A 22,844-nucleotide genomic window follows, 5' to 3' on the forward strand; every position below is an offset into this window, starting at 1 on the left:
TGATTCAGGAGGCAACTTGACTTACTCCATCCTCATTCTGGGCGGTACGACCGAGGCGAAGGCCTTGGCCGGCCGGTTGGCGACCGATCCGGAATACCAGATCCTTGTTTCGCTTGCAGGCCGCACCAAAGCGCCGGCGGAACAGCCAGTGCCCGTGCGGATCGGCGGGTTCGGCGGTGCTGTCGGCCTCGATGCCTTCATCCGTGAGAAGGGCGTGGATCTGCTGATCGACGCGACGCATCCGTTCGCGGCGCAGATTTCCCGCAATGCGGCCGAGGCCGCGGCGTCCTCGGGTGTGGAGATCCTGGCTTTGCGACGGCCCGCCTGGTTGCGTCAGGACGGAGATCGGTGGCAGGAGGTCGGCAGTATCGAGGCCGCGGTTGCCGCGCTTGATATCGCCCCGCGCAAGGTTTTCCTGACGCTCGGCCGGCAGGAACTTCTGCCTTTCGAAGTGAGAAAACAGCATCGATACCTGGTGCGCAGCGTCGATCCGGTCGATCCGCCGCTGGACCTGCCGGATGTGACCTACATCACTGCCCGTGGGCCGTTTTCCGAGGGTGACGAGATCCGGCTGCTCGAGGAGCACGGCATCGACCTGATCGTCTCGAAAAACAGTGGCGGTCGCGCCAGTGTGGCCAAGATCAGCGCTGCACGGCGCCTCGGAATCGACGTCATCCTGATCGAACGGCCCGAGCTGCCGGATGTGCCGTCTGCCACAAGCGTGGACGTGCTGGTCGACCGGGTGCGTCACTGGACGCTCTCCCGCAGGAAACGCGGCGAATAGACGATCGGTCGGTTGCCGGTTCTTTCGATCAGCTTGGTCTCTGTCGTGCCGACGATCACGCAGGTCGCCATGTCGGCCATGTCGCCCTGAGCTTCCGCCAAGGGCACGATCCGGATCGCCTCGTCAGGCCGGCCGGCGGCGCGGCCGAAGATCACCGGCACCGTGCCCGGCAGGTTGGCGCGCAGGATCTCGAAGGCTTCATCCAGCTGATGCGGCCGCGCCTTGCTGATCGGATTGTAAAAGGCCATGACGAAGCCGGCCGTTGCCGCGGCGACGAGACGCTTTTCGATGATGGCCCAGGGTTTCAGGTTGTTCGACAGCGAAATCGCGCAGAAATCATGGCCGAGAGGTGCTCCAGCCTTTGCCGCAACCGCCAGCATGGCGGTGACGCCTGGCACGATGGAAAGATCGATATCGCGCCATTCTGCCGGACCTTCGTCGATCGCTTCACAGACGGCTGCCGCCATCGCGAAGACGCCGGGATCTCCACCCGAGACGACGCAGACTTTGCCGCCTCTCGCTGCCATGTCGATCGCCGCCTTGGCGCGTGCCAGCTCCTCGCGATTGTCAGAGGCATGGCGGCGCTGGTCCGGTCGCAGGTTCAGCCTGTCGATATAGGGAAAGTAGCCGAAGAAATCGGTTGCCGACGCAACCGCCGACAGTGCTTCCGGGGTGATCTGGTCCGGACTTCCGGGGCCAAGCCCGACGACCGTCAGCGATCCCGTCATTCTGCCGCTCCATGATCGGGCCCCGGACGATTGGTCCATCCGGGAACGAGCACGAGGGAGAAATAGGGCGCCGGGCTTTCGTCGCGGGTTTCCAGCCGCTCCGAGGCGCCGTTGGCCATGGTGCCGCGTTCGACATAGAGCGCGCCTGAAAGCTTGCCGACTGCAGCCAGCGCCCGGCGGATCTTCGGCAGGTTGCGCCCGACCTTCATGATCACGGCGCCATCGGTATCGGCGAGACGCTCGATCAGCTTTTCTTCGGACAGTGTGCCGGGAAGCACGCTCAGGATATCGTCTCCCTGCACCAGCGGCAGGCCGGTCATCGACCAGCAGCCGGACATCGCGGTGACACCGGCAATCACATCCACCTCGTAGCGATCCTTCAGCCGGACATGCAGATGCATGTAGGACCCGTAAAACAGCGGGTCTCCTTCGCTCAGAACCGCGACGGTCTTTCCGGCATCGAGGTAAGCTGCGACTTCTTCGGCCGACCGATCGAAGAAATCGTTGATCGGCGTCTTGTAGTCGGCTTCGTCCTTGTGGGTCTCGACCGTGACCGGATAGACGAGCGGCAGCTCGATCGTGCCCGGGCGGATATGCGCGTCGACGATGGTGCGGCCGTTGCCGGAGGAGCCCTTCTTGCAGAAGAAAGCCAGCACATCCGCTTCATGGATGGCACGCACGGCCTTCAGCGTCATCAGTTCCGGATCACCCGGCCCGGTGCCGACGCCGATCAGTCTGCCCTTTATACTTTTGGGGTTCAAAGGCCTGTCCTCGCCAGCGCGTTGACGGCGGCCGCCGTCATGGCCGAGCCGCCCATGCGGCCGCGCACCACGGCATAGGGAATGCCATGCGTCGATTCCATCAGGGCTTCCTTGGATTCGGCTGCACCGACGAAGCCGACCGGCATGCCGATGATCGCGGCGGGGCGTGGTGCACCGGCATCCAGCAGTTCCAGCAGGTGAAACAGGGCCGTCGGCGCATTGCCGATGGCGACCACCGAACCTTCCATCGCGTCCCACAGATCCAGTGCCGCTGCCGATCTCGTGTTGCCGATCGTTTTGGCGAGTTCAATCGTGCGGCTGTCGCGCAACGTGCAGATCACCTCGTTGTCGGCCGGAAGCCTTGCCCGGGTTACCCCCTGCGCCACCATGAACGCGTCGCAATAGATGGGCTTGCCGGCCAGCAGCGCATTGCGGGCTGCAGAAACGAAGTCGTCGGAGAAGCGGAAATGTTCGGCCGCCTCGACCAGGCCGCAGGCGTGGATCATGCGGACTGCGACATCCGCCTGCTCTTCCGAAAATGCGGAAAGGTCGGCTTCCTCGCGTATGATCGCAAAGGACTTCAGATAGATCGCATCGCCTTCGTGGATATAGTCGTAACTGGTCATGGTCATCCTGGTATGGCCGCCTGGCAAAGCCGGTCCGGACCGATCCGGGCAAGGCAGGCAGCGGAATTTTCCCCCGAGCGCCGTTCCGATCGAACGAGAGCGGCAAGGCGGCGAAGCGTGGCGTTGGTATCGGCAAACGCGATGGAAGCAAAGGGTTGGCCGCTCGCTTTCGCCGAGGCAAGCAGCGAAACGTGATCCGGCATACCGCACAGCGTCAGTGCCGTTGCTTGCGGATGGGCGCAGCCCTTAGGGCAGCCGCTCACATGCAGCTTGAACGAGCCGTCCAGCAGATCGGCGCATTCTGTGGCAGCGCGCGTGGCGATCTCGTGGGTGGCAATGGTGCCGGAACGGCAGGCCGGGCGTCCGGTGCAGGCAGCGATATGACCGCGCGGATCGGCAGCCGACGTCACGAAACCGGTGTCTGCGGCAAATGCCGTCAATGTGCGGCACGCGGTCTCGCTGCCGAAGAACAGGAGCGAATGATCGAGCGCCGGTTTGACGGTGCGGATGTCCAGGCGTGTGGCTTCCGTGCAGAGGGCAATCATGTTTCCGGCATGGGTCTGGCCGAATGCCGGGCCTAGGCCGGTCGCGAACGTGCCGTTTGAAAGGGCATGCAGCGTGAAAGGGGAGATGGTTGCGGCAGTAAAATCGTTGGCAGGTAGACCTGAAGCGAGGTCACGACCGCGGGCATCGCTTCCAAGCGAGGCGAGCTTTTCGAGAAGAGAGACGGTCGCCTCGATGGCCTCTGTTTCACGTAAAACGTTGAAAACACGCCCGGAAGCTTCGGTGCCGCCGAGCAGGATCTTCCAGAGGATTTCGCTATCCGCCTCCACGGCGACCAGCCTTATATCAGCGATCAGCCCGGACAGTGTCAGGCGACCCGTACCATCGACGATGACAGATGTCTTTGGCGCAAGGCCTTGGATGTCGCGGTCGCGGTCTCTGATTGCGTCTGCCAGCGGGCGCGGATCGGCGATCTCGGTGGCGTCCTCACCGGCAAGCGGCGGCACGTCGACGGCAAGGCCATCGCGCAGCGGCAGGTCCAGCGCCCGGACCTCGGCCTCGAGCTGCGGCGCGGAGGTTTCGCTCAAGCCGCGGATCTGCAGGTTGCCACGGGCGGAAATGTCGATCATGCCGTTGCCGTGGCGCATTGCCAGGCGGCAGAGATCTGCCAGTTGTTCCGGCGCAATTGCAGCGGTCAGCGGCACGCGCGCAAGCAGGCCGTCGCCCGTCATCATCGGCGCAGACAGGGCAGGGCAGGCGCCGCGTCTCATGTCCAGATCGGCCCGGTCGCGTGCGAATACTGTCATGCGACCAGCCTTTCGCAGTCTTCGGCCAGCATTTCCAGCTCGGCATTCACCGCGTTGCGGCGCGGATGCCAGAGACCGCGATCGAGCGCCGCGCGGAACCGCAGGCCCATGTAGCGGGCGCCTTCGGGGTTCTGGGACAGCAGGAAGTCGCGGACTTTCTCGTCGCCCAGATAGGCGTCATAGGTCGCGTCGATCAGCGATTGCGGAACGGCATGGGTGGTCTCGGCAAAGCCGATCAAGCGGTCGACGGCTTCGACCAGTTCGGCTGCACCGCGGGGACCGTGGCGCATCTGGCCGGCAATGAAGCGCGGATTGACGGCACGGGCGCGCACGACGCGGGTCAGGGCCTCGGAAATGGAGCGGGCTTTCGGCTTTTGCGGATCGGTCGTATCGAGCGCGATCACATCCGCCTTGCCGCCAAGTGCCGCGACGGCTGCGGAAAAGCCGCCGATGAAGGCAACGTCGGCGGACCCGTCGAGAAGATCGCGGCCGGGATCGTCGCCGGTATGGACAAGCAGGTTGGCGCTGCCGATCCGCTCGGCAAACCCGCCGGGAACGTGGACGCCGTCGCCATCAGCGCCGCCGAACGCGTGGCTGGTGGCTTCGAGATAGAGACGGCCGAGTTCCTCGCGTTCGCCCCAGCTGCCGTCGGCAAGCTTTTCCTCGATGCCGGAACCGTAGGTACCGGGGGCCGAGCCGAAGATGCGCGGGGGCACATGGCCGAGCGTCTGCGCATCCTCTGCCAGCGGATTGTCGCCCGGTGCTTCCTCGCGCGCGGCAATCGCCCGCATGGCGGCATCAAGAAGCGCGATCAGTGCCGGAAACATGTCGCGGAACAGGCCTGAAATTCGAAGGCTCACATCGATACGCGGGCGTCCGAGTGTGGCAGGCGCCAGAACCTCGATACCGGTGACGCGGCCGGTTGCGGCGTCCTGGACGGGTCTGGCACCCATCAGCGCCAGAACCTGCGCCACTTCCTCGCCGCCGCTTCGAAGCGAAGCGCTGCCCCAGAGATCGAAGACGAGGCTTTTCGGCCAGTCGCCATGGTCCTGCAGGTATCGGCGCAAAATCTCGTCGGCGGCGCGCTTGCCCAGTTCGAACGCGGTCGGTGTCGGCAGGGTGCGCGGATCGCTGGCGTAGAGATTGCGGCCGGTCGGCATCACGTCGCGGCGGCCCCGTGCCGGCGCGCCCGATGGTCCGGGGCGGATATGCTGGCCATCGAGAGCATCGAGCAGTGCCTGCATTTCGGTGCCGGCACTGGCGATGCGCAGCGGATCGTCATCGCCGGCGGCGATTTCGCCGAACACGTGCTGGCCGTCCTTGATGGCGAAGTCCTTGAGGTCGCAGAGAAACGCGTCGATTCGGCTGAGCGCGGTATCGGGGTCGTCGTCCCCTGTGATCCCGGCCTCGGATGCCAATCCGCAGTCGCTCGCGGTCTCGACGATCAGTTTCGCCAGCCGGTCGCGTCGGCGCCGGTCCAGCCCGTCGGCCTGCGCGTATTCGTCAACCAGCAGCTCGAGTTTCGTCTGCTCAACCGAAAGGCCTGCACCGGCCAGAACCGGCGGCAGGTGACCGATGGTGACTGCGGAAATGCGCCGCTTGGCAACCGCCGCCTCGCCGGGATTGGAGACGATGAAGGGATAGATGACCGGCAGGCCGCCGGTCACAAGCTCCGGAAAGCAGTCTTTCGACAGCGCCACTGTCTTTCCCGGCAGCCATTCCAGCGTGCCATGGGCGCCGACATGAACGATCGCATGGGCGCCAACGCCATCACGCATCCATTGACCGAAGGCATTCAGGGCGTGGCGCGGCGGCAGGTCGGGGCTGTGATAGTCAGTGCGCCGGTCGGCATCGCGACCACGTTCCGGGGCAAGCGCCACCGTGACGTTCCCAAATTGCGCGGCACGGAAACGGTAGGCGCCGTCTTCCAGATCCGCGTCCATCGCGGGTTCGCCCCAGGCGGAATCAATGCCAGCTGAAGGGCTGTAGGTTGCCAGCGGATATTGCGCCGTCCTGGCGGCAAGGAGATCCAGTAGCGCGCGCGGGGTTTGCGGGATATCCGAAATAGAATAGCCGGCTGTCAATAGCGTGCTGAGGATCGTCAGAACGCTTTGCGGCACATCGAGACCGACGGCATAACCGGTGCGGCCCGGCGCACTCGGATAATCCGGCATCAGGATCACGAGCTTTCGCTCGGCCCGGGACACGGTCTTCATCGCCAGGAAGGCGGCGATCCGGTCTGCGACGTGTTCGATACGGTCCGGTTCGGGCTGGTTGACGAGGTCGGCCGTCTTGTCGCCCGCCTTGAACGAGATCGCGCCGGCAAGGATGCGGCCGTCCAGTTCCGGCAGCACGACATGCATGGCAAGGTCGGAAGGGTTGAGGCCGCGGCGGCCTTCCATCCATCCGTCCCGCCGTGTCGTTGCGGTGACCAGCTGGAAGACGGGAATCCCTGAGCGGTCGAAAATCGTGTCGCCGTTGTCGTCGGTCGCACTTGCAAAGGCGGTCGTGGTGAGAATGGCGGCCGGATCGAGCTCTGCGATCGCTTGTTCGACAAAGCCGATGGTGTCCGCATCCTTCAGGCCGCCGACGAACATCGGCATCGGTGCGAACCCGCGGGCGGCCAGCGCCTCGTACATCGCGTCGATCGGGGCCGCATCATTGGCAAGCAAGGTGGAGCGGTAGAACAGGATCGGCAGCCGCTGCGCATCGGGCGGGAAGCCAGCAGTAAGCTCATCTGCGGTCGAGATGCCGTGGCCGGGCTTGTAGAAGCCCCGTTTCGGCATCGGCGTCGCGGTTGGCAAGCTTTGCGTATCGCCGCTTGCCAGCGCATCCAGGCGGCGCGCCAGAAGCTGCATATTGTCCGGCCCGCCTTCGCGGAAGAAGGCGAGAACGTCCATCAGCGTTGCATCGGGCACGGTCGAGGCAGCGGCCAGGCGGTCATCGCTGATGCTGCATTCGCCCGGCAGCATTGCGAGCGGGATCTTCTTGCGCTTCGCCAGCCGCGACAACTGATCGGCGCCATAGGCCCAGCGATCATAGCCGCCGAGAATGCGCACCAGGATAAAGCGCGCGTGGGCGGCGGTCTTTTCGAGCCACAGATCGACGGACATCGGATGGCGCAGGTCGGAGATATTGGTGAGGCAGAGGCTCGCCTTGCCATCGCTCCAACCCGCTGCAATGCCGTTCAGGTCACTGCCGGAAAAAGACAGCACCACCACATCCGCCGGCGACTGGTTAAGGTCGACCGGCTCGATCAGGTCGTCGAGCGACGACGAAGTGGTGGCGAGAATATGCATCCTTTTCCTTCTACAGCCCTCTTATGCTGCCAGCATCTTTTCGATCGCCGCCCGGTCCATCCCCTTTTCACCGATCACGACGAGGCGGCTCTGGCGGGTCTCGCCGGGGCCCCAGGCGCGGTCAAAGTAATGATTCACGCGCGAACCGACCGCCTGGACCTGAAGGCGCATAGGCTTGTTGGCAACGTCGACAAAACCCTTGATGCGCAGCACGTTTTCCGCTTCCGCCGTGGCGGAAATGCGGGCAGCGAGTTCGTCCGCATCGGCAACGGCTGGAATATCGATGACGAAACTGTCGAAATCGTCGTGATCGTGATCCAGCTCGTCGTCATGATGGGTCTTGCGGTTTTCAATATCGTCCTCGACGGCAAGGCCGAGACCGATCAGCACGCTCGGATCGACGGCGCCGTTTGCAGCCGGCACGATCTTGACCGCGCGCGGCAAATGCGCCTGGACGCGGCCCTTGGCTGCGGCAAGCGAAGCCTGGTCGAGAAGGTCGGTCTTGGTCAGCACAATCATGTCGGCGCAGGCGATCTGGTCCTCGAACACTTCCTCGACCGGGTCGTCGTGGTCGATCGAGCTGTCCTCGATGCGCTGGGCTTCCAACGCTTCGTGATCGTCGGCAACGCGACCTTGTGCAAGCGCCAGACCGTCCACCACGGCAATGACGGCATCCACGGTGACGCGGGCCTTCACATCCGGCCACTGGAAGGCCTGGACGAGCGGCTTCGGCAGGGCAAGGCCGGAGGTTTCGATCAGGATATGGTCGACGCGCGGTTCGCGGGCCAGGATCTGGTCGATCGCCGGAACGAAATCGTCGGCGACGGTGCAGCAGATGCAGCCGTTGGCAAGCTCGATAATGTTATCGTCAGGGCAGCTTTCGATGCCGCAGCTCTTCAACACGTCGCCATCGATGCCGACATCGCCGAACTCGTTGACGATGATCGCGAGCCGCTTGCCCTTGAGGTTTTCGATCAGGTGACGGATCAGCGTTGTCTTGCCGGCACCGAGAAACCCGGTGATCACGGTGCAGGGAACGCGGTCGAATGAAACGCTCATGAAGGCAGGTCCTCGTGGTGCTGGAATGGGGGAATGCGGGCCGTCATGCCCTTGCCGCGAAGGCAGGTGGGTCGGCCGCGAAGGGGAAGTAGGCCGCGCTCGTCGTCAGCCAGCATCATCGCGCCGATCACGATGTCCTCGACCGTGTCGAGCGACAGATGACCAAAGACATAGGACCAGCCGGAGCGATGGTTGAAGGCAGCACTTGGGCCTTTTTCGCAGTTGGCAAGGCAGGTTACGGGTTTGACGGAAAGCGGCTTGCCGACGGCAGCTTTGCGGAGGGCGTCCATCAGGCCGATGCCCGGGCGCGCCTGGCTATCGGATGCCTCGCGACAATTGGTGCAGACGAAAATCGTCACATCCGGCTCGCCGGCAAGGCCGTCTGCGGACGCGTCGCGCTCGTCTTTTCGTTCGTCAATCGCCATCGTGTCGCACTACCGCCCAAGTCAATAACATCGGGGTGCACGACAGGAAGGCAAGCCTATCCTGCAGAGTGAAAGAAGCGTTACCGGAGCACCCCGCCCGGAAAGGCATGTTTTCGAACGGCAGGTCTCCTGGCTCGCGGGTCGTCACCATCCGCCTGCCTTCCCGGATTTCTCCAGTGGCTCTCGTGGCAGGATGGCTCGCCGCTTACAGTTGCGGGGGCAGCCGCGGCATTGAACCATGGGATCTCAAAGACGATCCCGGGCTCGCACCGCATTCTCTCTTAGCCCCTACCGTTGCCGGCAAGGGACCGTATCGCAGTCACCTAAGCCTTGTCGCAGGGCAGTGTCAATGTCGCAAAGGCGATTGCCCGTATGGGGAAACCGTCTATAGTGATCACGTCTTTGGTGCCCGAGAGGGCTCATCGAAGGGAATGCGGTGCGACGACATCTTGGCGTCAAACCCGCGGCTGCCCCCGCAACTGTAAGCGGAAAGTCTCTGCTCAACATGCCACTGGAGACATCCGGGAAGGCGGGTCAGAGGCGTTCGATCCGCGAGCCAGGAGACCTGCCGGAGACGATAGGCACAGTGAAAGCCCTCGGGTGGAGGGCAGAAAGACGACGTCCATGGTTACGAACTCTGCTGCCGGTGCAGCCAGCGTTTCCGCATCGAAAATCATTCCTCTTGGCATGACGGCCATACTCGGCCTGTTCATCGTCGGCTTTGTCGGCTTTTCGCATATCGAGGCCGTGCATAACGCAGCCCACGATACGCGCCACTCGCTGGCCTTTCCCTGCCACTAAGAGGAATTTCCCCAATGTCGCTGTTTCGTAACATCGTCCTCACGGCGGTGATCGCAGGGCTTTTGTCCGGGATCCTGATGACCGTGATGCAGAGCTTTTCGGTCGTGCCGCTTATCATCGCGGCAGAGACGTATGAACATGCCGGCAGCAACGGTGCCGGACATAGCCATGCTGCCGCTCCAACCGCCAGCGTTCCAGCACCAACTGCCGCTCAGCATAATCATGCCGAAGAGGCATGGGCGCCGGCTGACGGGATCGAGCGCTTTGCCTACACGGCTGCGGCCAATGCGCTTTCTGCCATCGGTTTTGCGCTGGTTGCCATCGCCATTGCCGAAGCACTCGGCGGGTTTGGCGGATGGCGCGGCGGGTTGATGTTCGGCATTGCCGGCTTCCTCACCGTCAGTCTCGCACCCGGCCTCGGCCTGCCGCCGGAACTTCCCGGGATGCCTGTCGCCGAACTCGGACCGCGGCAGATCTGGTGGATCGCGACGGCCGTCTGCACCGCCCTGGCCCTCGGCCTGCTTGCCTATACCCGTTCCGCTCTTCTTGCGGCTCTGGCGGTCGTCCTGCTGGTTGCTCCGCACATCATCGGCGCACCGCTGCCGCCGACCCATGAAACCGCGGTGCCGATGGAACTGCATGCGCGGTTCGTCAACGCCGTCTACGCGACGAACCTCGTCTTCTGGGCCGTTCTCGGCGCGCTTTCCGGCGTCATCCGCGAGCGTTTCCGTGCCGGTGAGGAAATCTCGACCACGTCCAAGGAGCTTTCAGTCCGTTGAAGGAAATCGATCAGACCACCGAGCAGCGCCACCGCGCCAAGATGGAAAACCGCAAGGCGGTTCAGGATGCCGAAGTCGCGGAGAAGACCGTCGAGAAGGGGCTCCTCATGGTTCATACCGGCTCCGGCAAGGGCAAGTCTACGGCGGCCTTCGGGCTGGCCTTGCGGACGCTCGGCCACAACCGCCGCGTCGGCATCGTGCAGTTCATCAAGGGCGCATGGTCAACCGGCGAGCAGCCGGCGCTTGCTGTGTTCGGTGACCGCATTGCCTGGCACACGATGGGCGAGGGCTTTACCTGGGAAACCCAGGATCTCAAACGCGACATCGCCGCTGCCGAGAAGGCCTGGGGCATGGCACTCGAACTGATGGCGGATGAAACGATCGGCCTCGTCATTCTCGACGAACTCAATATCGCGTTGCGTTACGATTATCTCGATCTCGAAACGGTCGTTGCCCAGTTACAGGCGCGCCGGGCGGATCTGCACGTGGTCGTCACCGGCCGTAATGCAAAACCGGCTCTGATCGAGGCGGCGGATCTGGTGACCGAGATGACGCTCGTCAAGCATCACTTCAAGGCCGGCGTCAAAGCCCAGGCCGGCATCGAGTTCTGACGGGTGGTGGCGCGCGCTCTCATGTTTCAGGGGACAGGCTCGGATGTGGGCAAGTCGCTGGTCGTTGCCGGGCTTGCCCGCGTCTTCACGCTGCGGGGCTTGAGTGTCCTGCCCTTCAAGCCGCAGAACATGTCCAACAATGCTGCGGTCACTGCCGATGGCGGCGAGATCGGCCGGGCGCAAGCCCTGCAGGCGAGGGCGGCCAGCGTGCCGCTCAGCGTCCATATGAACCCGGTTCTGTTGAAGCCCCAAAGCGAAGTCGGCGCCCAAGTGGTGGTGCAGGGCAGGGTCGAGGGCAATGCCAAGGCGGCCGAATACCAGCTTCTGAAGCCGAGGCTGCTTTCGCGGGTACTTGAGAGCTTCGAGATCCTGAAAGCGAAGGCAGACCTCGTCCTCGTCGAAGGGGCTGGCAGCGCGTCCGAAATCAACCTTCGCCAGAACGACATTGCCAATATGGGTTTTGCCCGCGCTGCCGATGTCCCGGTGGTTCTGATCGGCGATATCGACCGGGGCGGCGTGATTGCGAGCCTCGCCGGCACCAAACTCGTCATCGATGCTGAGGATGCTGACATGATCCACGGCTTTATCGTCAACCGTTTTCGCGGCGATCCCGCCTTGTTTGCCGAGGGCATGCGGATGATCGGTTCGTTTACCGGCTGGCAATCGATCGGACTGTTGCCGCATTTCGCCGATGCAGCACTTCTGCCGGCAGAAGATGCGCTCGGCCTTACCCAGTCGTTTGCGCGCAAGCCCGACGCGAAACTGCGCATCGCGGTGCCGATCCTGCCGCATATTTCCAATTTCGACGATCTCGATCCGCTGGAAGCGGAGCCGGATGTCGAGCTCATCCGTGTCAGGCGCGGCGAGGCTATCCCTGGAGACTGCGATCTCGTGCTGCTGGTCGGCTCGAAGGCGACGATCGCGGATCTGGCTGCGCTTAGGGAGGCCGGCTTCGATACCGATATCGCAGCTCACTACAGGCGCGGCGGGCGCGTTCTCGGGCTGTGCGGCGGGTACCAGATGCTCGGCAGACGGATATCGGATCCGGAGGGATCGGAGGGCCCTCCCGGTTCGGCGGAAGGGCTGGGGCTTCTCGATGTCGAAACCGTGCTGTCGGCGTCAAAGCGGCTGGAGGCTGTCGAGGGTGTCAGCTCCGACGGGATATCCTTTGCCGGCTACGAAATGCATACGGGTCATACCACCGGCGCCGACTGTTCACGTCCGTTTTCGAGCATTGCCGGCACTTCGGAAGGTGCGTCGTCTCGGGATGGCAGGGTGGTCGGCACCTATGTGCACGGATTGTTTTGCGACGATCGCCAGCGTTCGGCCTGGCTGTCGCGTCTCGGCGGTACGGTGTCCGGCCTGAATTACGAAGCGAATGTCGATGCCATTCTCGATCGCCTTGCCGCGCATATGGAGCAGCATCTCGATATCGACGGACTGCTCAAAATTGCCAGATGAGCAGCGCCAGTATGCCGAACAGGCCGATCAGCAGCGCATCCGCCACGCGCGCAAGCTTGAGGGCGCGGGTGATGTCGTCGAAATTCAGGTTGGTCCGGTTGCCGTCGCCCATGTAGCGGGCTTCGATCATCTGGCCGCCGTAACTGCGGGGACCAGCCAGCGCGATGCCAAGCGCACCCGCCATCGCTGCTTCCGGCCAGCCGGCATTCGGCGAACGATGATGTTTCGCGTCCCGGCGGATCGCACGCATGGCATCGCGGGGCGAGGCGTCCTTGACGAACACAGCGGCCAAAACGAACAGCGCCGCCGTCAGCCGCGACGCCGGCAGATTGATCAGGTCGTCGAACCGGGCCGCAGCCCAGCCGAACGCTTCATGACGCGGAGACCGGTGGCCGATCATGCTGTCGGCGGTATTGGCAGCCTTGTAGGCCGCCCCGCCCGAGAGGTCGCCGATGCCGAGCCAGAAGGCAGGGGCGACGACGCCATCGGAAAAATTCTCGGCCAGGCTTTCGATCGCCGCGCGGCAAACCGCGGCGTCATCGAGCTTTTCCGGATCACGGCCGACAATCATCGAGACGGCCTTGCGTCCAGCGTCGAGCCCGTTGTAGCGCAAGGCGGTTGCCACGGCTTCCACATGGGTCTCGAGGCTTTTCTGGGCCGGCAGGCTGGCTGCGGCAAGAACGAGAAGGATCGGTCCGAAGGGCAAAAGCATGAGAACGGCGGCAATCGCCAGCGCGGCGGCGACGGTACAGCCGATGAGGACGATGAGCGCGAGAATGCCCATGCGTTTGCGGCTGGCGAAATCATCGCCCTCGCGGTTCCATCGACTGTCGAGTGCCGATATCAGCCGGCCGATCCAGGTGACAGGATGGCCGATGCGTTTGAACAGCCAGTCCGGATAGCCGACGATGCGCTCAGTGATCAGTGCGAAGAATGCGAGAAGGAACATGACGTTGGCGATCTCTGATTTGGGCAGTCCGATACAGCATGGCGGCAACCTTGCCATGGCGCGTGCGCTGTTTCCTCAGGCGCCAGAGCCGTGGATCGATCTGTCGACCGGCATCAACCCGCATTCCTATCCGCATACGCCGATCCCCGGCAATGTTTTTGCACGTCTGCCGGAGCCTTCTTCGCTCGAGAGGTTGAAGACGGTTGCGGCTGCGGCGTATCGGGCTCCGTCAGCCGCTCATATCGCGGCCGGGCCGGGCACGCAGATCCTGCTGCCGATCATCGCCGGCCTTGTCGGAGGTGACGGAAAGGCGGCCGTTCTGTCGCCCACCTATGCGGAACATGCGCGTGCCGCGAGAATGGCGGGCTCAGAGGTTCTGGAGACGGATGATCTCGACCAACTCTCGACAGCCAGTCTCGTGGTCATCGTCAATCCGAACAATCCGACCGGCCGTATCGTGTCGACGGATGACATTCTGGCGCTGGCTGAGATCATGCGCGCGAAGGGCGGGCTGCTCGTTGTGGACGAAGCTTTCATGGATGTGTCGCAAGCCCAGAGTGTTGCCGGCGATGTGGGCGGGGGCGGGCTGATCGTGTTGCGCTCCTTCGGCAAGTTCTATGGCATGGCCGGACTGCGGCTGGGATTTGCGATCGGCCAAGCCGATCTCATGGCAAGGATCGAGGAGAGGCTCGGGCCCTGGGCGGTCTCCGGTCCCGCTTTGCACGTGGCATCCGAGGCGCTGGCTGACGCCGATTGGCAGGCCGCGATGCGCGTCAGGCTCGGCGCGGATGCTGCAAGGCTGGACGCGGCTCTGTCTGCTGCCGGCATTCCGGTCTTCGGCGGCACGTCATTGTTTCGTTTCATACGGGACAGGCGTGCTCAAGGTCTCTTCCAGCATCTCGGCGAACACGGGATCATGACTCGACGCTTTAGCGAGCGTCCGGACGATCTACGGCTGGGGATGCCTGAAGAGAAGGACTGGTCGCGGCTGGAAGATGCCCTTGCGTGCTTCTAGCCGCCGAATCTGTCTCGCCAGGCCGGTTGGGCGTTGGCGTTTGGCAGCGCAACAGCCTCGTAGACACCGCGCGCAACGGCTCTAGCTGTCACGAGGGTTGCGAGATGGCAGAGTTCGGCGAAGGCGCCCATTTCGTCCATCGGGATCTTTCCGGTGGCTGCCGAAAAGATCGTGTCGCCGTCCGCCGGAAGATGAGCCGGCAAGACGGCACGTGCCAGTCCGTCATGGGCCATGATCGACAGTCGGTGCGCCTGCGCCTTGGTCAGAACTGCATCCGTGACGATTACGCCGATCGTGGTTGCCTTCAACGTCACGCCCTTCATTCGCAGGGCCGTGTGGTCGGCCGTGAATGTCGCCGGAAGGCCGAGACCACCGAATTCATCATTCTCTTCGAACGGTGCCGACCAGAAATGCTTGGTATCACCGACCGTTGCGGCGCCCATGGCATTGACGGCCATGAGGACGGCAATCGTGTGCCCCGACGACGTCTTTGCGCTTGCCGAACCGATGCCGCCCTTGACAGTCGCGGTCGTGGCGCCGGTTCCGGCCCCGACTGTGCCGAGCGCGAAAACGCCTTTCTGGGCGGCGCAGAAGGCGTCGTAGCCCATGTCGCGATAGGGCGAATGGAGGCCCCAGTCCTTGTTGCCGCCGTTCAGAAGATCCATCAGAATCGCCTGCGGCACGATCGGCACCCTGACAGAACCGACGGGAAAACCGCGGCCGATCTGGCGCAGGCCCGCCTGCACCCCGCCGGCTGCGTCCAGCCCGAAGGCCGAGCCGCCCGAGAGAACGAAGGCATCGACTGTCTGTACCGTCATGGACGGGTCAAGAAGGGCGGTCTCGCGCCCGCCCGGTGCACCGCCGAGAACCGAGCCGGAGGCGACCGCCGGCTCGTCGAAGATGATCGCGGTGACGCCCGAGCCAAGCTGCAGATCGGTCGCGTGGCCAACGGCCACGCCTTCGATATCGGTGAGAAGGTTCAATGGCGCCACCATACGAGTATCAGTCGATATCGAACTTGACGCCCTGCGCGAGCGGCAGGGTGCGGCCATAGTTCACGGTGTTGGTGGCGCGGCGCATATAGGCGCGCCACGCATCGGAGCCCGATTCGCGTCCGCCGCCGGTTTCTTTTTCGCCGCCGAAAGCGCCGCCGATTTCAGCGCCCGACGGACCGATATTCACATTGGCAATGCCGCAATCGGATCCGCGCGCAGATACGAAGGCTTCGGCTTCCCGGATGTCGTTGGTGAAGATCGAGGAGGACAGGCCCTGGGGCACGTCGTTGTGCAGAGCAATCGCTTCGTCGAAGTCCTGATATCTGATGACGTAGAGGATCGGTGCGAAGGTTTCGTCTCTGACCGGGCCGGTCTGATCAGGCATTTCAACGATGGCCGGGCGCACGTAATAGGCATCAGCCGCTTCGCCATCCAGCACGCGTTCACCGCCAACGACCGTGCCGCCGGCGGCCTTGGCTGCCTCAAGTGCCGCCTTCATCTTGTCGAAAGCTGCCTGATCGATCAGCGGGCCGACGAGATTGCCGTCCTGCAGCGGAGAACCGATGGTGACCGACTGGAAGGCCTTGGCAAGACGAGGCACGAGCGCATCATAGACGCTGTCATGGACGAAGAGGCGTCGCAGCGTCGTGCAGCGCTGTCCGGCCGTGCCCATTGCGGAGAAGGCGACACCGCGCAGGGTCAGATCAAGATCGGCCGTCGCGGTGACGATCGCGGCATTGTTGCCGCCAAGTTCGAGGATGGAGCGGGCAAAGCGCTGCGCCAGCCGCGGACCGACTTCGCGGCCCATGCGGGTCGAGCCGGTCGCCGAGACCAGCGGCACCTTGTCATGGTCGACAAGAAGCTCGCCGATGTCGCGGCCGCCGATCAGCAGGGTCGAGAGGTTTTGTGGGGCTTTTCCACCGTCGGCGACATAGCGCGACAGTGCCTTTTCGAAGATCGCCTGGGTGGCGAGTGCGGTGAGCGGGGTCTTTTCCGAAGGCTTCCAGATGGTGGAATTGCCGCAGACGAGGGCAAGCGCTGCATTCCACGACCAGACGGCGACGGGGAAGTTGAAGGCGGAGATGATGCCGACGGGGCCAAGCGGATGCCAGGTTTCCATCATCCGGTGCTCGGAACGCTCGGTAGCGATCGTCAGGCCGTAGAGCTGGCGCGACAGGCCGACTGCGAAATCGCAGATGTCGATCATTTCCTGGACTTCGCCAAGACCTTCGGATGTGACCTTGCCGACTTCGATCGACACGAGGCGACCGAGGGAGGTCTTCGCGGCACGCAGTTCCTCGCCGAGGAGACGGATCAGTTCGCCGCGCTTGGGCGCCGGCACAAGGCGCCATTCGAGGAAGGCCTGATGCGCGGCGTCGATCGCCTTCGTGGCATCGTCTGCTGTCACTTCCGGCAGCTTGCCGATTTCCGTGCCCGTGATCGGCGAGCGGACGGTGAGCGTCCCGCCCTTGTACTGGTCGGCTGTGACGCCGAGATCAGCAAAGATCTTGTCCACTTCGGCGACGAGGTCGAGTTTGGCGAGCGTCATGTCGGTCTCCGGATATCGAAATTTGGGGTCAATCTACAAATCGGGGCCGGTTTGACAACAGGTCCGCCGATATTCGTTCTGGGTCAGAAGCGTTCGCCAGTGAAATGAGCGATCTGGGCGCCGGCCTCGTAATAGGCTTCCTTGATGGTGCGAAAGCCTGGTTCGGTGATGCCGGTCAGCGGCAGCGGCAGGTCTTCCTCGGTGATCTCGCCAAGGATATGGCGGGCAAGAACCTTGCCGAAATTGGTGCCCGGCGAGATGCCGCGACCATTATAGCCGGAAAATCCGATGACGTTGCGGCCAAACTTATGGAATCGCGGCAGGGCGTTGTCGGTCATGCCGATCTTGCCGTGCCACTCGGCCTCGAATTCGACATCGCCAAGCTGCGGGAAAAGCCGCTTCAGCGATCGCCGCGCCCAGGACGTGTGAATGTCGATGCCCGTGCCCCGCAAGGCACCGACGGAACCAAACACGAGGCGGCCGGCCTTGTCCATCCGGAAGGAAGACAGGACTTCCTTCGTATCCCAGCAACCTTCGGAGTTCGGCAGAACCGATCCGCGCAGGTTGGCGGAAAGGGGCTTTGTCGCCAGGTTGAAATAGGGCAGGTGCACCTGTTCGCGCCGTATCTGCGCCCACGGGCCGGTGCTGTAGGCATCCGTTGATACGATGATCCAGTCGGCGTGAACCGCGCCGTCAGCAGTCTTGACGATCTTCTTGCCATCGGCCTCGGACGTCTCGATGACGGCGCTGCCGGTGTGGATTTTCGCCCCGGCCTTGATGGCCGCATGGGCGAGGCCCCGGGCATAGGCCAGCGGCTGAAGCGTGCCGGCACGCATGTCGAGAAGGGCGCCCGAATAGGCGTTTGTACCGATCCGGCGTTCGGTCTCTGCCGCATCCAGCATGGTAACCGGGGCACCGCGCTTCTGCCATTGGCGCGCGCGTTCCTCCAGTTCCCGCAGTCCCTTGTCACCGACAGCGCAGTGGAGCGTGCCATTGGTTTCGAGCTCGCAGGCGATGTCATGCTTTTCGATCAGTTCGCGGACGAGGTAGGGGCCGTTGCCGAGCAGATCGAGCGCCCGCTCGCCGTAGTGATCGCCGAGTTCCTTCGGAAAATCGTCGGGCATGACCCACATGCCGGCATTGATCAGCCCGACATTGCGGCCGGCACCGCCAAAGCCGATCTCGGCTGCTTCCAAAAGGACGACGTCGACGCCGCGTTCCGCCAGATGCAGCGCCGCGGAGAGACCGGTATAACCGCCGCCGACGATCACCACGTCCGACGACGTTGATCCCCTCAGAGGAAGAGTGGAAGGAGCCGCAGGAGCAGTTCTTTCCCAGAGGCCGTGAGAGCGCTGGTCGTCGAGCATCGAAAGTTCCCGAACTTTATGTTTTGCAGACTTTACAGAACCGGTTTCCCGATGAATATCGACATAATCTCAACAGGTCATTCGCGGGAGGAATGACAATGCTCCCGCCAAGACGGTTTCTTCCATCATTTTCGCTTCTTGCCGCCTTCGAGGCGGCGGCTCGCAGTGGCAGCGTCACTGCGGCAGCGAACGAACTCGGCCTGACCCAGAGCGCCGTCAGCCGCCAGATATCCGCGCTGGAGAAGCAGCTGGGCGTAGCGCTGTTCCTGCGCGAGCGGCAAACGATCCGGCTGACGCTTGCCGGAGATGCCTATGCGCGCGAGGTGCGTGAAGCGCTGCGGCGGATATCCAATGCCTCGCTGAACCTTCGGGCCAATCCGTCCGGTGGAACCCTCAATCTCGGCATCCTGCCGTTTTTTGGAGCGCGCTGGCTCACTCCAAGGATCGGCAGGTTTCTCGATCTTCACCCAGGCGTCGTCGTCAACCTGACCACCCGGCTGGAGCCGTTCGACTTCCGGTTCGATACGCTGGATGCGGCGATCCATTTCGGCTCGGCGCGCTGGCCGGGTGCTGCCCTGACATTCCTGATGGACGAGGATGTGATCCCGGCCTGCAGCCCGGATTTCCTAAGGAAGCACGCCATTCGGGCACCCGGTGATCTGGTGCATGCGCCGCTGCTTCACCTCAACAGCCGGCCGGATGCCTGGGAGACGTGGTTCCGCACAGCGACAACCGAGTTCGACGCACTGCACGGCATGCTGTTTGACCAGTTCGCGACCATGGTTGAGGCGGCCGTCGCAGGTCTCGGCACGGCGCTGCTGCCGCGCTTCCTGATCGAACGCGAATTGCAGCAGGGGCTGCTGGTGGGGGCGGTTGCCGGGGGATCGATGGGGACGGGCCAGTATTATCTCGCCTATCCACCCGACCGCGCAACCTACCCGCCGCTTGCCGTGTTTCGCGACTGGATCTCGCGCGAGATCGAGGCGGATCACTTGCGATCACCGGCGCTATCGGCCAATAGTCCGTGAGATTGTTATTGTTTTGACCGACCGACGGGAAGACCCTGATGAAACCGATATTCGTCCAGCTTCGCTGCAAGCCCGGCAAGACCTACGAGGTCGCCGATGCGATCTACAAGACCGAGCTGGCTTCCGAACTCTATTCCACCAGCGGCGACTGGGACCTGCTTCTGAAAGTTTATATCAGCGGCGACGATGAAATCGGCCGCTTCGTCAACGAGAAGATTGCCTCGATCCCCGGTATCGAGCGGTCGCTGACGACGATGACGTTCACGGCGTTCTGATCCGTGATGCCTTACATAGAAAAGCCGCCTCAAGGGCGGCTTTTCTGTCTCGACGATCGGGTTTGATCAGGCAAGCGCCGTCGGCGCATTCGCGCGTGCACGCACCAACTCGCGAATGGCCGTTTTCACTTCGTCGGGCGAATTGAAACGCTGCTCATCGAGATCGATGACGTGAAACTTCACGGCAATGAATTTCAACCGGTCTTCATCCGGGATAACGATACCGACGGGCTCGCCGCCGAATTCTATAACTTGCTTCTGCATGGCATGCTCCCGCGTTTGCTGCCTAAAGCGCAGCACTGGCGAATGGATTTTCAGGAACGAAAGAACTGAAAGGTCTACATTCGACAGCACGGAAGGGAGCTACGCTCCGTGCCTAGCATCTTATACGCGAACCGACCGTAGGCGGCGACGTAAGCAGGTTTAATCATGTCACTCTCCCTCATGGCGTTGCGTAAAATGCCGACGGAAAACGTCCGTCGATCGAAAGTGGACTTTAGGTGACTCGCAGAACGCGATCAACGAAAATCCTTTTAAAGGAAATATTTTTCTGTCTGATGACAGTATCGCGGCGGAAATGTGAAATTTCATTCGCGATGGCCTGTCCTTCGACAAGCCAGGAAATAGGTGCGGGCCTCGTCTGCGACAAGATGAGACCGGCTAAAGTTATTGTGACACGTTGTTATCCGGCGCTGCGCCGACCGTCGGTAAACCGACAGTCGGATCAAAGCATTAGATGACTCGGATGGATTACCCCATACGCTCGGAGGCGTAGGAGCCGGGGCTCGGCGGGAAGACCACCGTGCGATTGCCGTTGATGAAGGTGCGGTGGTGGATATGCGCATGGATCGCGCGGGCCAGAACCTGGCTTTCCACATCACGGCCAAGCGAGACATAATCGTCGGGCGATTGCGCGTGGGTAATGCGCACCGTGTCCTGCTCGATGATCGGGCCTTCGTCGAGATCGGCAGTGACGTAATGGGCTGTCGCCCCAATCAGCTTCACGCCGCGCTGATACGCCTGCTTGTAAGGGTTTGCACCCTTGAAGCTGGGCAGGAAGGAGTGGTGGATGTTGATGATCTTGCCCGACATTTTCTGGCACAGCTGATCCGACAGAACCTGCATGTAACGGGCCAGAACCACCAGTTCGGCACCGCTTGCCTCCACGACCTCAAGCAACTGCGCCTCTGCCTGCGGCTTGTTTTCCTTCGTCACCTTGATGTGGTGGAAGGGGATATCGTTGTTGACCACCTGCTTCTGGTATTCAAAGTGGTTGGAGACGACGCCGACGATATCGATCGGCAGCGCGCCGATCTTCCAGCGGTAGAGAAGGTCGTTGAGGCAATGGCCGAATCGCGACACCATCAGAAGCACCTTCATGCGTTCTTCGGTATCGAAGATGTCCCATTCCATCTCGAACTTATCCGCGACGGGCTTGAGACCTTCGGAAAGTGCGGAGCGTCCGACGCCTTCTTCCGAGATGAACGATACCCGCATGAAGAAGCGTCCGGTATCCAGATCGTCGAACTGCGAGCTGTCGATGATGTTGCAGCCCTGTTCCGCCAGAAAGCCGGAAAGCGCAGCAACAATGCCGCGCGTGGAACGGCAGGTGACGGTCAGTACATAGCTTTTCATCGATAACCCCTTGGTCTGCACTTGGCGGAAATCCTTGTAGACATAACCACGCCGGCGGACCATATCCGATGGCGTAGGAAACAACAGAAATACGGAGGCGTTTTTCCGTTCCGGCTCAAAGCAATGGAACGTTCCACCCTTACAAACAGCAGCTTAGGCAAGGACGTCAAAAATTCCGGTCCTTTTGCGCCTTTCACGCGTTGATCACCGTCGCGGCGCTTGGTCCGCCGCGCATTTGTCATTCAATATTTTCGAATATTTATTTCGTCGGATTTTGTAAGATACGGGAGGAATGCTGGTGGCTAGATATGCGGGGCGGTCTCAGGGTAAGGCCTGGTTGGGTAGAAACCTCAGAAGCATTGCCTTGAGGGGAATCGCCTTGATCGGTGCGGCCAGTCTCGCGACGCAGCCGGTTTCCGCTGCCACGACCTGTATGCGGGGCATCAATCTCGCCGGTGCCGAATTCGGCAAGGTTGGCGATGCCTACGGTAAAGGCTACACTTACCCTTCCGCCGAAACGATCCGCTATTTTGCAAGCAAGGGCTTCACAGCCGTTCGGCTGCCATTTCTATGGGAAAGGCTGCAGCCCAAGCTCTATGCGTCGTTCGATCGGGCTGAGGCCAAGCGGCTTGCGGCTACTGTCGAGCTTGTACGCAAAGCCGGGATGGTCGTTATTCTCGATCCGCACAACTACGCTCGCTACAAGGGTGATCTGATCGGGACGGACAACGTTCCGCAAAGCGCGTTCGCCGACTTTTGGCGCAGGCTTTCGGTACGGTTTGGCACAGAGGCAGACATTGCGTTCGGTCTGATGAACGAACCGCATGGTATTGCAGCCGAAGACTGGGTGTCCGCCGCCAACGGTGCGATCGCAGCCATCCGGCAGGCCGGGTCCGCCAGTCTGATCCTTGTTCCCGGCACGGCCTGGACCGGCGCCCATAGCTGGTCTGCCGGGGATTACGGCACCACCAACGCCGCGGCGATGTCGGCGATCGTCGACCCGCAGAACAATTACGTTTTCGAGGTGCACCAGTATCTTGACCAGGATTTCTCCGGCAAGAATGACGAATGCTCGCGTGCCGCTGATGCGGTCAAGGCGCTCTCCGACGTCGGCACCTGGTTGAAGCAGAACAACCGGCGTGGCCTGCTGGGTGAGTTTGCCGTTCCGCGCCAGCCGGAATGCCAGTCGGCATTGGTCGATATGGTCAAGGTCGTCGAGAGCAACCCGGATGCGTGGCTGGGCTGGGCCTATTGGGCAGCCGGTGACTGGTGGCCGGAAGACGAGATCCTCAACATCCAGCCGGTTCGCACGGTCGACAAGCCGCAGATGGCAACGCTTCTGAAAGCGATGTCGGAAAATGCTTCCTGCGGGCGGTAAGCCGTCAAT

The 22,844-nt window shown here is 62.6% G+C and carries 22 protein-coding genes and 2 riboswitches; of the genes, 9 read left to right on the plus strand and 13 right to left on the minus strand.

Annotated features, from left to right (window positions below):
- The first annotated feature begins 16 nt into the window (after positions 1 to 16).
- Complete coding sequence (locus tag ACQY1J_RS21405; protein WP_430250807.1) at positions 17 to 784, plus strand: cobalt-precorrin-6A reductase; 768 nt, start codon at positions 17 to 19, stop codon at positions 782 to 784.
- Here ACQY1J_RS21405 and ACQY1J_RS21410 read toward each other — a convergent pair.
- From ACQY1J_RS21410 to ACQY1J_RS21440, 7 genes are read right to left on the minus strand one after another with little or no spacing between them, the layout of a single operon-like run.
- The gene (locus tag ACQY1J_RS21410) at positions 748 to 1,512 is read right to left on the minus strand and encodes a precorrin-3B C(17)-methyltransferase (protein ID WP_192088363.1); all 765 of its coding nucleotides are present in this window, start codon (positions 1,510 to 1,512) and stop codon (positions 748 to 750) included. The genes ACQY1J_RS21405 and ACQY1J_RS21410 overlap by 37 nt on opposite strands.
- Positions 1,509 to 2,273: a precorrin-2 C(20)-methyltransferase gene (locus ACQY1J_RS21415; RefSeq protein ID WP_430250808.1), complete on the minus strand. Its 765-nt coding sequence runs from the start codon at positions 2,271 to 2,273 to the stop codon at positions 1,509 to 1,511. Before ACQY1J_RS21415 ends, ACQY1J_RS21410 begins: the two co-directional genes overlap by 4 nt.
- The gene (locus ACQY1J_RS21420) at positions 2,270 to 2,899 is read right to left on the minus strand and encodes a precorrin-8X methylmutase (RefSeq protein ID WP_062576932.1); all 630 of its coding nucleotides are present in this window, start codon (positions 2,897 to 2,899) and stop codon (positions 2,270 to 2,272) included. The genes ACQY1J_RS21415 and ACQY1J_RS21420 overlap by 4 nt, the downstream gene beginning before the upstream one ends.
- 2 nt (positions 2,900 to 2,901) lie before the next feature.
- Complete coding sequence (cobG, locus tag ACQY1J_RS21425) at positions 2,902 to 4,209, minus strand: precorrin-3B synthase (RefSeq protein ID WP_430250810.1); 1,308 nt, start codon at positions 4,207 to 4,209, stop codon at positions 2,902 to 2,904.
- Positions 4,206 to 7,508 carry a cobaltochelatase subunit CobN gene (cobN, locus tag ACQY1J_RS21430; RefSeq protein ID WP_430250811.1) on the minus strand — a complete coding sequence of 1,101 codons (3,303 nt, stop codon included), beginning with the start codon at positions 7,506 to 7,508 and terminating at the stop codon, positions 4,206 to 4,208. The genes cobG and cobN overlap by 4 nt, the downstream gene beginning before the upstream one ends.
- A 21-nt stretch (positions 7,509 to 7,529) precedes the next feature.
- The gene (gene cobW, locus ACQY1J_RS21435) at positions 7,530 to 8,567 is read right to left on the minus strand and encodes a cobalamin biosynthesis protein CobW (RefSeq protein ID WP_430250812.1); all 1,038 of its coding nucleotides are present in this window, start codon (positions 8,565 to 8,567) and stop codon (positions 7,530 to 7,532) included.
- Positions 8,564 to 8,992: a DUF1636 family protein gene (locus ACQY1J_RS21440; protein WP_430250813.1), complete on the minus strand. Its 429-nt coding sequence runs from the start codon at positions 8,990 to 8,992 to the stop codon at positions 8,564 to 8,566. The genes cobW and ACQY1J_RS21440 overlap by 4 nt, the downstream gene beginning before the upstream one ends.
- A 102-nt stretch (positions 8,993 to 9,094) precedes the next feature.
- A riboswitch (cobalamin riboswitch) is annotated at positions 9,095 to 9,321 on the minus strand.
- A 57-nt stretch (positions 9,322 to 9,378) separates the two neighbouring features.
- Positions 9,379 to 9,579: riboswitch (cobalamin riboswitch) on the plus strand.
- Positions 9,580 to 9,616: 37 nt separating this feature from the next.
- Here ACQY1J_RS21440 and ACQY1J_RS21445 point away from each other — a divergent pair.
- From ACQY1J_RS21445 to ACQY1J_RS21460, 4 genes are read left to right on the plus strand one after another with little or no spacing between them, the layout of a single operon-like run.
- Positions 9,617 to 9,793: a CbtB domain-containing protein gene (locus ACQY1J_RS21445; RefSeq protein ID WP_062576923.1), complete on the plus strand. Its 177-nt coding sequence runs from the start codon at positions 9,617 to 9,619 to the stop codon at positions 9,791 to 9,793.
- A gap of 14 nt (positions 9,794 to 9,807) precedes the next feature.
- Positions 9,808 to 10,572: a CbtA family protein gene (locus tag ACQY1J_RS21450; RefSeq protein ID WP_430250814.1), complete on the plus strand. Its 765-nt coding sequence runs from the start codon at positions 9,808 to 9,810 to the stop codon at positions 10,570 to 10,572.
- Entirely contained in the window at positions 10,569 to 11,183 is a 615-nt protein-coding gene (gene cobO, locus ACQY1J_RS21455) for a cob(I)yrinic acid a,c-diamide adenosyltransferase (protein WP_113112114.1), read from the plus strand. Before ACQY1J_RS21450 ends, cobO begins: the two co-directional genes overlap by 4 nt.
- Before the next feature lie 3 nt (positions 11,184 to 11,186).
- Positions 11,187 to 12,644 carry a cobyric acid synthase gene (locus ACQY1J_RS21460; protein WP_430250815.1) on the plus strand — a complete coding sequence of 486 codons (1,458 nt, stop codon included), beginning with the start codon at positions 11,187 to 11,189 and terminating at the stop codon, positions 12,642 to 12,644.
- On the opposite strand, the gene cbiB is transcribed toward ACQY1J_RS21460, so the two are convergent.
- On the minus strand, positions 12,628 to 13,593 hold the full coding sequence (gene cbiB / locus ACQY1J_RS21465; protein ID WP_430250816.1) for an adenosylcobinamide-phosphate synthase CbiB: 966 nt from the start codon (positions 13,591 to 13,593) through the stop codon (positions 12,628 to 12,630). The genes ACQY1J_RS21460 and cbiB overlap by 17 nt on opposite strands.
- 55 nt (positions 13,594 to 13,648) lie before the next feature.
- On the opposite strand from cbiB, the gene cobD reads away from it, so the two are divergent.
- Complete coding sequence (gene cobD, locus ACQY1J_RS21470; RefSeq protein WP_430252029.1) at positions 13,649 to 14,608, plus strand: threonine-phosphate decarboxylase CobD; 960 nt, start codon at positions 13,649 to 13,651, stop codon at positions 14,606 to 14,608.
- Here cobD and ACQY1J_RS21475 read toward each other — a convergent pair.
- The 3 genes from ACQY1J_RS21475 to ACQY1J_RS21485 all read right to left on the minus strand — a co-directional run bounded on the left by ACQY1J_RS21475 (position 14,605) and on the right by ACQY1J_RS21485 (position 18,519).
- Entirely contained in the window at positions 14,605 to 15,603 is a 999-nt protein-coding gene (locus ACQY1J_RS21475; protein WP_430250817.1) for a P1 family peptidase, read from the minus strand. The two genes, cobD and ACQY1J_RS21475, sit on opposite strands and share 4 nt — an antisense overlap.
- A 7-nt stretch (positions 15,604 to 15,610) precedes the next feature.
- Positions 15,611 to 17,152, minus strand: a complete 1,542-nt coding sequence (gene amaB, locus ACQY1J_RS21480) for an L-piperidine-6-carboxylate dehydrogenase (RefSeq protein ID WP_430250818.1) — start codon at positions 17,150 to 17,152, stop codon at positions 15,611 to 15,613.
- 83 nt (positions 17,153 to 17,235) lie between these two features.
- Positions 17,236 to 18,519, minus strand: a complete 1,284-nt coding sequence (locus ACQY1J_RS21485; protein ID WP_430250819.1) for an NAD(P)/FAD-dependent oxidoreductase — start codon at positions 18,517 to 18,519, stop codon at positions 17,236 to 17,238.
- A gap of 92 nt (positions 18,520 to 18,611) precedes the next feature.
- Between ACQY1J_RS21485 and ACQY1J_RS21490 the strand changes: the two genes are divergently transcribed.
- A complete protein-coding gene (locus ACQY1J_RS21490; protein WP_430250820.1) occupies positions 18,612 to 19,547 on the plus strand; it encodes a LysR family transcriptional regulator in 936 nt (311 codons plus the stop codon).
- 38 nt (positions 19,548 to 19,585) lie between these two features.
- A complete protein-coding gene (locus tag ACQY1J_RS21495; RefSeq protein ID WP_062463623.1) occupies positions 19,586 to 19,822 on the plus strand; it encodes an Lrp/AsnC ligand binding domain-containing protein in 237 nt (78 codons plus the stop codon).
- Positions 19,823 to 19,888: 66 nt separating this feature from the next.
- Here ACQY1J_RS21495 and ACQY1J_RS21500 read toward each other — a convergent pair whose 3' ends face one another.
- Together ACQY1J_RS21500 and purU are read right to left on the minus strand one after the other, a co-directional pair.
- The gene (locus tag ACQY1J_RS21500) at positions 19,889 to 20,086 is read right to left on the minus strand and encodes a hypothetical protein (protein ID WP_062463626.1); all 198 of its coding nucleotides are present in this window, start codon (positions 20,084 to 20,086) and stop codon (positions 19,889 to 19,891) included.
- A gap of 486 nt (positions 20,087 to 20,572) precedes the next feature.
- Positions 20,573 to 21,457 (minus strand): formyltetrahydrofolate deformylase, encoded by an 885-nt coding sequence (gene purU / locus ACQY1J_RS21505; protein WP_184655637.1) that lies wholly within the window; start codon positions 21,455 to 21,457, stop codon positions 20,573 to 20,575.
- A gap of 364 nt (positions 21,458 to 21,821) precedes the next feature.
- On the opposite strand from purU, the gene ACQY1J_RS21510 reads away from it, so the two are divergent.
- Positions 21,822 to 22,835 (plus strand): glycoside hydrolase family 5 protein, encoded by a 1,014-nt coding sequence (locus ACQY1J_RS21510; RefSeq protein ID WP_244476271.1) that lies wholly within the window; start codon positions 21,822 to 21,824, stop codon positions 22,833 to 22,835.
- Positions 22,836 to 22,844 lie beyond the last annotated feature (9 nt).

Origin of the sequence: Neorhizobium sp. DAR64860/K0K1, assembly GCF_050500205.1 — a bacterium.
GTDB classification, from domain to species: Bacteria; Pseudomonadota; Alphaproteobacteria; order Rhizobiales; family Rhizobiaceae; genus Neorhizobium; species Neorhizobium soli.

What these genes read in the sequence shown, in the direction of transcription:
- cbiB (WP_430250816.1), bottom strand. Translation starts at nt 13,593, where the DNA reads ATGTTCCTTCTCGCATTCTTCGCACTGATCACTGAGCGCATCGTCGGC.
- cobG (WP_430250810.1), bottom strand. Translation starts at nt 4,209, where the DNA reads ATGACAGTATTCGCACGCGACCGGGCCGATCTGGACATGAGACGCGGC.
- ACQY1J_RS21495 (WP_062463623.1), top strand. Translation starts at nt 19,586, where the DNA reads ATGAAACCGATATTCGTCCAGCTTCGCTGCAAGCCCGGCAAGACCTAC.
- ACQY1J_RS21440 (WP_430250813.1), bottom strand. Translation starts at nt 8,992, where the DNA reads ATGGCGATTGACGAACGAAAAGACGAGCGCGACGCGTCCGCAGACGGC.
- ACQY1J_RS21475 (WP_430250817.1), bottom strand. Translation starts at nt 15,603, where the DNA reads ATGGTGGCGCCATTGAACCTTCTCACCGATATCGAAGGCGTGGCCGTT.
- cobD (WP_430252029.1), top strand. Translation starts at nt 13,649, where the DNA reads ATGGCGCGTGCGCTGTTTCCTCAGGCGCCAGAGCCGTGGATCGATCTG.
- ACQY1J_RS21500 (WP_062463626.1), bottom strand. Translation starts at nt 20,086, where the DNA reads ATGCAGAAGCAAGTTATAGAATTCGGCGGCGAGCCCGTCGGTATCGTT.
- ACQY1J_RS21485 (WP_430250819.1), bottom strand. Translation starts at nt 18,519, where the DNA reads ATGCTCGACGACCAGCGCTCTCACGGCCTCTGGGAAAGAACTGCTCCT.
- purU (WP_184655637.1), bottom strand. Translation starts at nt 21,457, where the DNA reads ATGAAAAGCTATGTACTGACCGTCACCTGCCGTTCCACGCGCGGCATT.
- ACQY1J_RS21410 (WP_192088363.1), bottom strand. Translation starts at nt 1,512, where the DNA reads ATGACGGGATCGCTGACGGTCGTCGGGCTTGGCCCCGGAAGTCCGGAC.
- ACQY1J_RS21450 (WP_430250814.1), top strand. Translation starts at nt 9,808, where the DNA reads ATGTCGCTGTTTCGTAACATCGTCCTCACGGCGGTGATCGCAGGGCTT.
- amaB (WP_430250818.1), bottom strand. Translation starts at nt 17,152, where the DNA reads ATGACGCTCGCCAAACTCGACCTCGTCGCCGAAGTGGACAAGATCTTT.
- cobN (WP_430250811.1), bottom strand. Translation starts at nt 7,508, where the DNA reads ATGCATATTCTCGCCACCACTTCGTCGTCGCTCGACGACCTGATCGAG.
- ACQY1J_RS21490 (WP_430250820.1), top strand. Translation starts at nt 18,612, where the DNA reads ATGACAATGCTCCCGCCAAGACGGTTTCTTCCATCATTTTCGCTTCTT.
- ACQY1J_RS21445 (WP_062576923.1), top strand. Translation starts at nt 9,617, where the DNA reads ATGGTTACGAACTCTGCTGCCGGTGCAGCCAGCGTTTCCGCATCGAAA.
- cobW (WP_430250812.1), bottom strand. Translation starts at nt 8,567, where the DNA reads ATGAGCGTTTCATTCGACCGCGTTCCCTGCACCGTGATCACCGGGTTT.
- ACQY1J_RS21420 (WP_062576932.1), bottom strand. Translation starts at nt 2,899, where the DNA reads ATGACCAGTTACGACTATATCCACGAAGGCGATGCGATCTATCTGAAG.